At 67.4% G+C, this 10,049-nt stretch carries 11 protein-coding genes and 1 tRNA gene; 6 read left to right on the top strand and 6 right to left on the bottom strand.

Annotation, left to right across the window (positions count from 1 at the left end; translation table 11 throughout):
* Positions 1-122 precede the first annotated feature (122 nt).
* From ACXMYJ_RS23960 to ACXMYJ_RS23940, 5 genes are all read right to left on the bottom strand, one after another.
* On the bottom strand, positions 123-368 hold the full coding sequence (locus ACXMYJ_RS23960; RefSeq protein ID WP_460359037.1) for a hypothetical protein: 246 nt from the start codon (positions 366-368) through the stop codon (positions 123-125).
* Between the two features lie 209 nt (positions 369-577).
* Complete coding sequence (locus ACXMYJ_RS23955; protein ID WP_460359036.1) at positions 578-1,588, bottom strand: hypothetical protein; 1,011 nt, start codon at positions 1,586-1,588, stop codon at positions 578-580.
* Positions 1,585-1,956 (bottom strand): hypothetical protein, encoded by a 372-nt coding sequence (locus tag ACXMYJ_RS23950; RefSeq protein WP_460359035.1) that lies wholly within the window; start codon positions 1,954-1,956, stop codon positions 1,585-1,587. The genes ACXMYJ_RS23955 and ACXMYJ_RS23950 overlap by 4 nt, the downstream gene beginning before the upstream one ends.
* Positions 1,957-1,971: 15 nt before the next feature.
* Positions 1,972-2,187, bottom strand: coding sequence for a hypothetical protein (locus ACXMYJ_RS23945; protein ID WP_460359034.1), 216 nt, complete (start codon positions 2,185-2,187; stop codon positions 1,972-1,974).
* The gene (locus ACXMYJ_RS23940; protein ID WP_460359033.1) at positions 2,184-2,417 is read right to left on the bottom strand and encodes a helix-turn-helix domain-containing protein; all 234 of its coding nucleotides are present in this window, start codon (positions 2,415-2,417) and stop codon (positions 2,184-2,186) included. The genes ACXMYJ_RS23945 and ACXMYJ_RS23940 overlap by 4 nt, the downstream gene beginning before the upstream one ends.
* Positions 2,418-2,530: 113 nt before the next feature.
* Between ACXMYJ_RS23940 and ACXMYJ_RS23935 the strand changes: the two genes are divergently transcribed.
* On the top strand, positions 2,531-3,118 hold the full coding sequence (locus ACXMYJ_RS23935; protein WP_460359032.1) for a helix-turn-helix domain-containing protein: 588 nt from the start codon (positions 2,531-2,533) through the stop codon (positions 3,116-3,118).
* Positions 3,111-4,322: a tyrosine-type recombinase/integrase gene (locus tag ACXMYJ_RS23930; RefSeq protein WP_460359031.1), complete on the top strand. Its 1,212-nt coding sequence runs from the start codon at positions 3,111-3,113 to the stop codon at positions 4,320-4,322. The genes ACXMYJ_RS23935 and ACXMYJ_RS23930 overlap by 8 nt, the downstream gene beginning before the upstream one ends.
* A gap of 75 nt (positions 4,323-4,397) precedes the next feature.
* Here ACXMYJ_RS23930 and ACXMYJ_RS23925 read toward each other — a convergent pair.
* Positions 4,398-4,470 (bottom strand) — tRNA-Arg (locus ACXMYJ_RS23925).
* Between the two features lie 102 nt (positions 4,471-4,572).
* Here ACXMYJ_RS23925 and argS point away from each other — a divergent pair.
* The 4 genes from argS to thrC are packed head-to-tail and all read left to right on the top strand — an operon-like array spanning position 4,573 to position 10,041.
* Positions 4,573-6,225: an arginine--tRNA ligase gene (gene argS, locus ACXMYJ_RS23920; protein ID WP_260754637.1), complete on the top strand. Its 1,653-nt coding sequence runs from the start codon at positions 4,573-4,575 to the stop codon at positions 6,223-6,225.
* A 44-nt stretch (positions 6,226-6,269) separates the two neighbouring features.
* The gene (lysA, locus tag ACXMYJ_RS23915) at positions 6,270-7,652 is read left to right on the top strand and encodes a diaminopimelate decarboxylase (RefSeq protein ID WP_260758219.1); all 1,383 of its coding nucleotides are present in this window, start codon (positions 6,270-6,272) and stop codon (positions 7,650-7,652) included.
* Complete coding sequence (locus tag ACXMYJ_RS23910; RefSeq protein ID WP_260754636.1) at positions 7,649-8,965, top strand: homoserine dehydrogenase; 1,317 nt, start codon at positions 7,649-7,651, stop codon at positions 8,963-8,965. The genes lysA and ACXMYJ_RS23910 overlap by 4 nt, the downstream gene beginning before the upstream one ends.
* Positions 8,962-10,041, top strand: a complete 1,080-nt coding sequence (gene thrC / locus ACXMYJ_RS23905) for a threonine synthase (protein WP_260754635.1) — start codon at positions 8,962-8,964, stop codon at positions 10,039-10,041. Before ACXMYJ_RS23910 ends, thrC begins: the two co-directional genes overlap by 4 nt.
* Positions 10,042-10,049: the final 8 nt, after the last annotated feature.

Below are 10,049 nucleotides of genomic sequence, written 5' to 3'. Positions count from 1 at the left end.
GCCTGGCTCTACATCCTCTGGCACTGCTGGCACGACGAAGTCGCCTACGATCCCACCCAACACAGGGCCCTCCAAAAGCTGATCAACCAGGATCAACCCAGGGCGGCTTGACACAGGGCAACTCATGTGGCTGCTCCGTCGGCGCCGGTGGTGCTCGTCGTCCTGGTCCTCAACGACGGCCGGCGTCTGCGGTCCGGCCCGCGGTCGAGGCGCACGGCGCTGTGAACGCCGATGCAGAACGGGCCGCACGGGGTCAGTTCGGCTTCGGCCTGTCGCGCTTGCTCGGTGGTCTCCCAATACGTCGCTTCGACGGTGATCGGCCCGGTCTGGGTGCTGCGGTGGCAGACCAGCGCGACGGGGGCGATCACTGTTTGTCCTCGGGTTGGTGGATGGGGCTCGGTAATGTCCCGAACCGCGGGTGGTGGTGCGGTCGGTGCGCCGTGGTCGCAGCGGACGGCGGGGTCGATGGGTGTGCGGTCCGGGGCGAGTCGCCAGCCGCATGGGTCGCAGCGCCGGCACCGGCGAATCGCTGACGCTCGTTCCTCGCGCGCGGCCTGCTCGACGGCGACACGGCGACTCATGCCGATTCCCCGGCTGCGATCGCGGCATCGCGGCATTCGGTGCAGTTGGCCGGCGCCACCTTGCGGTGGCCGTGGCGGCGGCAGCGTGGTCGTCCATCGGGTCCGGGGATCCACTCCGGCGGTTCAGGTCTGGGTGCTGGTTCGGGCGCTGGTTGCCGACGTACCGGCGGCTGCGCTGGTTCGGCCGTCGTCGAGAAGACTCCTTTCAGCCAGCTTGCCTGTTGTCGCCGCTCCCACTTCTCGCGCAGCTTTCTGCGCCGGCCGCACGCGCCGCAGCTGTTGTCGGTGCCGTGGGGCATGTGCAGATCGCAGTAGGGCTGCGGTTCGGGGTCGGAGTCATCGTCGATTACTTCGCCGTCGATCGCGTCCGTGCCGTCGATGCGTTGAGCGACTAGTTCGCGGATGGCCGGTTCGATTTCCTCGACGTCGAGCGGTTGTGGTTCCTCATCGGAAAAATCTGGGGGTGGGGGTTCGTCACCTGTGTCGGGGACGGTTTCCACGTCGAGCGGTTCAGCCTCTGCCGCGCGCGCGTTCTCCCTCCCTTCTTTATTCAGTTCTTCAGATATAGGAAGATTCGGCGATTTCGCCGCACCTGCTTGTTGTGTTTCGCCGCAGCTGCTTGCTGCATTCCGCGTAATGGATTCGGCGTTTTCGCGTAATGGGAGGTCAGACCCTTGTTGCATTCCGCGTAATGGGAGGTCAGGGGCTCGGTACGCTTGCGCCCGGTCGCCGTAGAACGTGTCCACCGGCGCCCTGGCCAGTAGTTCGCCCGCGCCTTGCAGCTTGAGCACCGCTCGGCGGATCGAATCACGGTGTAGACCACCCAACGACTGGCCGATGTCGTCGTGCGATGCGCGCCACCACATTTCGCCGTCGACCATCTTGCGGCCGTTCGTTTCACCCGGCAGCGTCGTCACGTATCGGACCAGCGCGAGGATGGTGGCGCCGAGCACACCGACGCGGCCAATGTCGGCGGGCAGCACCATCAAAAAGTCGGGGGGCTTCACGATGCCGTCTGCCGCTCTGCATCTGCCCTGGCGGCGCGATGGAACTCGCAAGCGTCGCCGGCCTGGGCCACTGGCATCCGGCAGGGTCGCTTCTTCTTGGTGGGCCGGCCGCAGCGGAACGGGGCTGACCATGCGACGCGCTCGCGCCAGCGCTCGGGCAGCGCGCCGACCTGTTCGTGTGGCTGGTTGGCGTTACCGTGCGTCGGCTGCTCGGCGTGCAGTTCGGATTCATCGACGATCCAGAAGGTGTCGTAGCCGTCGTCGGTGACAGCGACCGCGAGCACGTAGCCGGCTGACCCGACGTCGCACAGGCAAGCGCTGCGTTCCCGGTCGACGAGCGCGAACCCGTCGAACTCATTCCCGGACATCAACGCACCAACCGCTCACTGGCCCGGAGCGTGGGCACTCTCGGCGACGCACTGGATGACAGCCCGGTACTCGCGCTTGCCGCGGCCAAGGTGATCTGTGACGACAACCGTGATGACGTCGCCTTCTGCGGTCACGTCGGCGCGGGAGTCCCAGTCGTCGGTTCTCTTGATCGGGAACACTTCGCTTGCTACCGCGAGGCGTGCCGCGATCTGGTGGGCTTCGGTGGTCACGCGCTGACTTCGCGCTGGTCGTCGCTGCGCTGCATGGTGTTCGCTTCGAGACGGTCGATGAACTCGACGAGCGCGGACTCAGATACCAGCCGGCGGTTTCTGATCTTCACGCTGCGGAGTTCGCCAGAAGTGATCAGCGCGAAAACCGTTGACCGGCCTACGTTTAGTCGCTGCTGTACTTCATTCAAGTCATGGAGTCGGGCGTCGGGGGGCGCGGCGATATTGGCCATGTGTCCAACCTGTCTGTGTCGTGGTTACACAGGAAACGGCGCATCTGTGTTGTTCAGATCAAGTTGTATCGCATCGTTGTCGTTTGCACAAGACTGCGTTACTGTGTGTCGCTATGACACAACGCGGCGGGGCTGAGGGGTGGTCGCAGGGTCTGCACGCGCGCATCGGCCAGGCGATACGAAGCGCGCGTGCCGGCCGGCGAATGTCTGCGCAGCAAGTCGCCGACGAAACAGAACACCTGCGATACCCGATCACGCGATCGCAAATTGCGAACTACGAGTCCGGCCGGAAACAGTCGCTGGATATTGCCGAACTGATGACGATTGCGGCGGCGCTCAAAGTCCCGCCCCTGTCACTGATTCTTGGTGGTCATCCCGACCAAGAGATCGAATTTCTACCGGGCCAGATGGCGACAACAGCCGCTGCGCTCGCATGGTTCACTGGTGACGATGCGTACGATCCGAATACTGTTCCGGCACAAGCTGGTTTAGCATCACCGCCGGCACTCGTACTTGATCTAACGCGGCAGCGGGCCGCGACCCACCGTGAACTTGAGCAAGCCAAGGCCACTTTCGAACTACTCGGCCAGCAGGCTGACGATTCGCGACAGATAAAGCACATCGCGGATCTGACTAACCGACTCGCGCGGACTGATCACCTGATCGACAAAACCACCGAGGAATGGGCAGAAGATGAGTAGGCGCCAGCTTCCCCCGCAGATCAAGAAAATCGAAGTCACCGACCGCAAGACGGGCAAAAGCGTTGTGCGCTATCAGGTCACGGTCGACGCCGGCATCGACCCACAGACGGGTAAGCGTCGACAGGTCCGCCGCCGCTACACCCGCGAAGAGCAGGCGCGCGACGCGCTCGCCGAGATCACCGCCCACGCTGCCGCCGGCACTTTCGTTGCACGCAAGGCAGTGACAGTCGAAGAGTTGTGCAGCGACTGGCTGACGTCGCTCCACAACGCTCGGGCCACGACGATCAACGGTTACACCTACCTGCTGGCTCCGCTGCGGGAGCGGCACGGCAGTATGCCCGCGCAGAAACTCACGCGGCCGGATCTGGACAAGCTTCTGGTGGCTCTGCGCGACGGCGGCACCGTGACGGCGAAGGGCGCGACGCGCTCGACATGGTCGCCGCGTTCGGTCAACAAAGCGGTCGATGCGTGGCGCGCCGTGCTCGACTACGGCGTGGAACGCCGCGAGTTGTCAGGCAACGTCGCGGCCGCAATCCGGAAAGTGCCGCGGGTGCGCGCAGAGATGGCCACCTACACACCCGAAGAGATCCGGCAAGTGCTGCGCGCTGCCGACAATGACCGCAACGGGCATCTCTGGTACTTGGCGCTAACGGGGTTGCGGCGCGGCGAGATCGCCGGGTTGCGGTGGGACGACATCGACCTGACGGCGGGCACGCTGACGATCGCCCGCGGCCGCGTCCAGGCGGGCGCCGGCGTCGTGGTGGAGAACGACCCCAAGACGGCCTCATCGCGGCGCACCCTGCCCCTCGACGACGGCCTGGTCGCTGTCCTGCGCCGCGCGTCAGCCCGTTACGCCGCCGAACGCCTCGCTCTCGGAGCAGCGCACACCGACAGCGGGTATGTCGCCGTCAACGAGATCGGGGCGCCGTACACCCCGGACACCCTGACGCGAATGTGGCGCAAGCTGGCAAAGACGGCGAAGGTGCGGCCGATCCGCCTGCACGACGCTCGACGCTCATGCGGTACTGCGATGCATCTGCGTGGGGTGCCGCTCGCGGTGATCGCGAAGTGGCTCGGACATGCCGACGCCGAGACCACAGCCCGCATCTACGCGCACTCGCAGGACGATGCCCTGACGGCAGCGGGTCAGACGCTGGGAGAGATCGTTACGAGCAGTTCCATCCGGGTTGTGACAACCTCGTGACACACAGGCCAGGAAGCGGGCCGAATGCGGTGTCCGGACTGTGCGTCACTGCAGGTCAAGCCTCTCTTTTGAGAGTGCCCCCGGCAGGATTCGAACCTGCGGCCTTCTGCTCCGGAGGCAGACGCTCTATCCCCTGAGCTACGGGGGCGCGAGCTGAACAGCTGCGCCGTTGGGCTCCGATAGCGTAGCGCATGCCGGCAGTGGAAACGGATTCGGTTCGTGAAGAGCCCAGACCATAGGATGGTTCCCCGTGACCCCCGCCGATCTGGCCGAGCTGCTCAAGGCCACCGCTGCCGCGGTGCTGGCCGAGCACGGCCTCGACGCCGCCGCGCTGCCCGCCACCGTCACCGTCGAGCGTCCGCGTAACCCCGAGCACGGTGATTACGCGACCAACCTCGCGCTGCAACTCGGCAAGAAGGTCGGCGTCAACCCCCGCGAGCTGGCCGGCTGGCTGGCCGCCGCGCTGGCCGACAAGGACGGCATCGCCGCGGCCGAGGTCGCCGGTCCGGGCTTTGTGAACCTGCGCATCGAGGCGTCCGCGCAGAACGTGATCGTCGGCGACGTGATCGCCGCGGCCGCCGGCTACGGGCACTCCGCGGTCCTCGGCGGCCAGAAGGTGAACCTGGAGTTCGTCTCGGCCAACCCGACCGGCCCGATCCACATCGGTGGCACCCGCTGGGCCGCCGTCGGTGACGCGCTCGGCCGGCTGCTGAGCACGCAGGGCGCCGAGGTGGTGCGCGAGTACTACTTCAACGACCACGGCGCGCAGATCGACCGCTTCACCAACTCGCTGATCGCGGCTGCCAAGGGTGAGCCGACCCCCGAGGACGGATACGCCGGTACCTACATCGCCGACATCGCCGCGCAGGTCCTGGCCAACGAACCCGGGGCGCTGACACTGCCCGAGGCCGAGATGCGGGAGACGTTCCGGTCGATCGGGGTGAACCTGATGTTCGACCACATCAAGGAATCGCTGCACGAGTTCGGCACCGACTTCGACGTCTACACCCACGAAGACTCGATGCACACGTCCGGCCGTGTCGAGCAGGCCATCGCCAAGTTGCGCGAGACCGGCAGCATCTACGAGAAGGACGGTGCGGTCTGGCTGCGCACCACCGACTTCGGTGACGACAAGGACCGCGTCGTCATCAAGAGTGACGGCCAGCCCGCCTACATCGCCGGTGATCTCGCGTATTTCCTGGACAAGCGCAAGCGCGGCTTCGACCTGTGCATCTACATGCTCGGCGCCGACCATCACGGCTACATCGCCCGGCTCAAGGCGGCCGCGGCGGCTCTGGGTGACGACCCCGACACTGTCGAGGTGCTCATCGGCCAGATGGTCAACCTGCTCCGCGACGGGCAGCCGGTCCGGATGAGTAAGCGCGCGGGCACCGTGATCACGCTCGACGACCTGGTCGACGCCATCGGGGTCGACGCGGCGCGCTACGCGCTGATCCGCAGCTCGGTGGACACCCCGATCGACATCGACCTGGAGCTGTGGTCCTCGGCGTCCAACGAGAACCCGGTCTACTACGTGCAGTACGCGCACGCCCGCCTCTCGGCATTGGCCCGCAACGCCGCCGAACTGGGCGTCGTCGCCGACACCGCACACCTGGACCTGCTCACCCACGACAAGGAGGGCACGCTGATCCGCAACATCGGCGAGTTCCCCCGGGTACTCAGGACCGCGGCGAATCTGCGTGAACCGCACCGTGTTTCGCGTTACCTGGAGGATCTGGCCGGGGATTACCACCGGTTCTACGACTCGTGCCGGGTGCTGCCCCAGGGCGACGAGGCCCCCGGCGAGCTGCACGCGGCGCGGCTGGCGCTGTGCGCGGCGACCCGCCAGGTCATCGCCAACGGACTGGCCATCCTGGGCGTCAGCGCCCCGGAGCGGATGTGATCGCCCATCCGGCCGGTCCGCGCCACGCCGACGAGGTGCATCCCGTGGCGACACCGGACCGCCCCGAGCAGCCTGCCGACGTTCTCCGGCTGGCGCCGAATGTGTGGCCGCAGCACGCCGTTCGCGGCGACGACGGTGTCGTATCGATCGCCGGAGTGCCGGTCACCGAGATCGCCGCGGAGTTCGGCACCCCGGTATTCATCATCGACGAGGACGATTTCCGGTCCAGGTGCCGGGAGATCTCTGCCGCATTCGGCGGCGGCGAGTACGTGCACTACGCCGCGAAATCGTTCCTGTGCACCGAGGTGGCGCGCTGGATCGACGAGGAAGGCCTTTCACTCGACGTCGCCAGCGGCGGTGAACTGGCGGTCGCGCTGCACGCCGGTTTCCCGCCCGGCCGGATCGCCCTGCACGGCAACAACAAATCGGTCGCCGAGCTGACGGCCGCCGTCGAACACGGTGTCGGTCACGTGGTGGTCGACTCCATGATCGAGATCGACCGGCTCGACCGGATCGCCGGCGAAGCCGGTGTGGTCCAGGACGTGCTCGTCCGGGTCACCGTCGGTGTCGAGGCCCACACCCACGAGTTCATCTCCACCGCGCACGAGGACCAGAAGTTCGGGCTGTCGCTGGCCAGCGGCGCGGCGATGGCCGCGGTGCGCCGCGTGTTCGAGACCGACAATCTGCGCCTGGTCGGCCTGCACAGCCACATCGGTTCCCAGATCTTCGACGTCGCCGGCTTCGAGGTGGCCGCGCACCGGGTGATCGGGCTGCTGCGCGACGTGGTGGCCGAGTTCGGTGTGGAGAAGACCTCGCAGATGTCGATCGTCGACCTCGGCGGGGGACTTGGCATCTCCTATCTGCCGCAGGACAATCCGCCGCCAATGGGTGAGCTCGCCGACAAGCTGCTCACGATCGTGCGCAACGAGTCCGCCGCCGTCGGGCTGCCCGCCCCGCGGCTGGTGGTGGAGCCCGGTCGTGCCATCGCGGGCCCGGGAACCATCACCCTTTACGAGGTCGGCACCGTCAAGGACGTGGCGGTGTCCGCGGACAAGAATCGGCGCTATGTCAGCGTCGACGGTGGGATGAGCGACAACATCAGAACCTCGCTCTACGGCGCCGAGTACGACGTCAGGCTGGTGTCGCGCAACAGCGCCTCGGCGCCGACCCTGTCTCGGGTGGTCGGCAAACACTGTGAGAGCGGCGACATCGTGGTGCGTGACGCGTGGTTGTCCGACGACGTGGCGCCGGGGGACCTGCTCGGCGTCGCGGCCACCGGCGCATACTGCTATTCGATGTCGAGCCGCTACAACCTGATCGGCCGGCCGGCCGTGGTGGCCGTGCGCGACGGGCGGGCACGCCTGATCCTGCGCCGGGAGACGGTCGAGGACCTCTTGAGTCTGGAAGTGAGTGAGGTGAAGCGGTGAGTGACGAGATCGGCGTAGCCGTACTGGGGCTCGGCAACGTGGGCAGCGAAGTGGTGCGCATCATCAGCGAGAGCGCCGCCGACCTGACCGCGCGCATCGGGGCGCCGCTGGCGGTCCGGGGGATCGGGGTGCGGCGCGTCGACGCCGACCGCGGCGTGCCGGTGGAGATGCTGACCGACAACATCGACGAACTCGTCTCGCGCGACGACGTCGACATCGTCGTCGAGCTGATGGGCCCGGTCGAGCCCGCGCGCAAGGCCATCCTCGCCGCGCTCGAACAGGGCAAGTCCGTGGTCACCGCCAACAAGGCGCTGATGGCGGTGGCCGCCGGTGAGCTGGCCCAGGCCGCCGAGCACGCACACGTCGACCTGTACTTCGAGGCGGCCGTGGCCGGTGCCATCCCGGTGATCCGCCCGCTGACCCAGTCGCTGGCCGGCGACACCGTGCTGCGGGTGGCCGGCATCGTCAACGGCACCACCAACTACATCCTGTCCGAGATGGACAGCACCGGCGCCGACTACGCCTCCGCACTCGCCGACGCGTCCGCGCTCGGGTACGCCGAGGCCGATCCGACCGCCGACGTGGAGGGCTACGACGCGGCGGCCAAGGCCGCGATCCTGGCGTCGATCGCGTTCCACACCCGGGTCAGCGCCGACGACGTCCACCGCGAGGGCATCACCAAGGTCACCTCGGCCGATTTCGCCTCCGCACGCGCGCTGGGCTGCACGATCAAGCTGCTCGCCATTTGCGAGCGGCTCACCACCGATGATGGGCAACAACGGGTTTCGGCGCGGGTGTACCCGGCGCTGGTGCCGCTGGAGCATCCGCTGGCTTCCGTCAACGGCGCGTTCAACGCGGTCGTCGTCGAAGCCGAGGCCGCCGGGCGGCTGATGTTCTACGGTCAGGGCGCCGGTGGCGCGCCGACCGCGTCGGCGGTGCTCGGCGATCTGGTGATGGCCGCGCGCAACCGGGTGCAGGGCGGTCGCGGCCCGCGCGAATCCAAATACGCCAAGCTGCCGGTCGCGCCCATCGGGCTGATCCCGACGCGCTACTACGTCAACATGAACGTCGCCGACCGTCCGGGCGTGCTGTCCGCCGTCGCGGCCGAGTTCAGCAAGCGCGAGGTCAGCATCGCCGAGGTGCGTCAGGAAGGCATGGTCGACCAGGGCGGTCAGCGCTGCGGCGCCCGCATCGTCGTGGTCACCCACCAGGCCGCCGATGCGGCCCTGTCCGAGACCGTCGAGGCCCTCGCCGATCTCGAGGTTGTCCAGAGCATCAACAGCGTCCTGCGGATGGAAGGGACCACAGAGTGAGTACCACCCGAGCCGTGCATCAGCCCTGGCCCGGTCTGATCGAGGCATACCGGGACCGGCTGCCCATCGAGGACAGCTGGACCACCATCACGCTGCGCGAGGGCGGCACCCCGCTGTTGCCGGCGCCTCGGCTGTCCGAATACACCGGCTGCACCGTGCATTTGAAGGTCGAGGGGCTCAACCCGACCGGCTCGTTCAAAGACCGTGGCATGACGATGGCCGTCACCGAGGCGGTCTCGCGCGGGCAGCAGGCGGTGCTGTGCGCGTCGACCGGCAACACCTCCGCCTCGGCCGCCGCCTACGCAGCCCGCGCCGGGATCACATGCGCGGTGCTGGTGCCGCAGGGCAAGATCGCGATGGGCAAGCTGGCCCAGGCGGTCATGCACGGCGCCAAGATCATCCAGATCGACGGCAACTTCGACGACTGCCTTGAGCTGGCCCGCAAGCTCACTGCGGACTTCCCGACGGTCTCACTTGTCAACTCGGTCAACCCGTTCCGCATCGAGGGCCAGAAGACCGCGGCGTTCGAGATCGTCGACGCGCTCGGTGACGCCCCGGACGTGCATGCGCTTCCGGTCGGCAACGCCGGCAACATCACCGCCTACTGGAAGGGCTACACCGAGTATCACCGCGACGGTCTTGCCACGAGGCTGCCCCGCATGCTGGGCACCCAGGCGGCCGGGGCCGCGCCGCTGGTGCTCGGTGAGCCGGTGAGCGATCCCGAGACCATCGCGACCGCGATCCGGATCGGTTCGCCCGCGTCGTGGACTTCGGCAGTGGAGGCGCAGCAGCAGTCCGACGGGCGCTTCCTGGCCGCCACCGACGAGGAGATCCTCGCCGCCTACCATCTGGTCGCCCGTGCCGAAGGGGTGTTCGTCGAACCGGCGTCGGCGGCCAGCATCGCCGGCCTGCTGAAGTCCATCGAAGACGGCTGGGTCGCCAAGGGTTCCACTGTCGTTTGCACCGTCACCGGCAACGGACTCAAAGACCCCGACACCGCGCTCAAAGGCATGCCCGCGGTCATCCCCGTGCCCGTCGACCCGGTCGCGGTCGTCGCCAAGCTCGGTCTGGTTTAGGACCCGTT

The sequence above is a fragment of the Mycobacterium sp. ZZG genome (genome assembly GCF_054786995.1).
Note: the sequence above shows the minus strand (reverse complement) of the source record. Positions and strands in the feature narration are given on the sequence as shown.

Excerpts from the sequence above, each read along its gene's own strand:
- ACXMYJ_RS23940 (WP_460359033.1), bottom strand. The coding sequence starts at position 2,417 with ATGGCCAATATCGCCGCGCCCCCCGACGCCCGACTCCATGACTTGAAT.
- ACXMYJ_RS23950 (WP_460359035.1), bottom strand. The coding sequence starts at position 1,956 with ATGTCCGGGAATGAGTTCGACGGGTTCGCGCTCGTCGACCGGGAACGC.
- ACXMYJ_RS23930 (WP_460359031.1), top strand. The coding sequence starts at position 3,111 with ATGAGTAGGCGCCAGCTTCCCCCGCAGATCAAGAAAATCGAAGTCACC.
- ACXMYJ_RS23935 (WP_460359032.1), top strand. The coding sequence starts at position 2,531 with ATGACACAACGCGGCGGGGCTGAGGGGTGGTCGCAGGGTCTGCACGCG.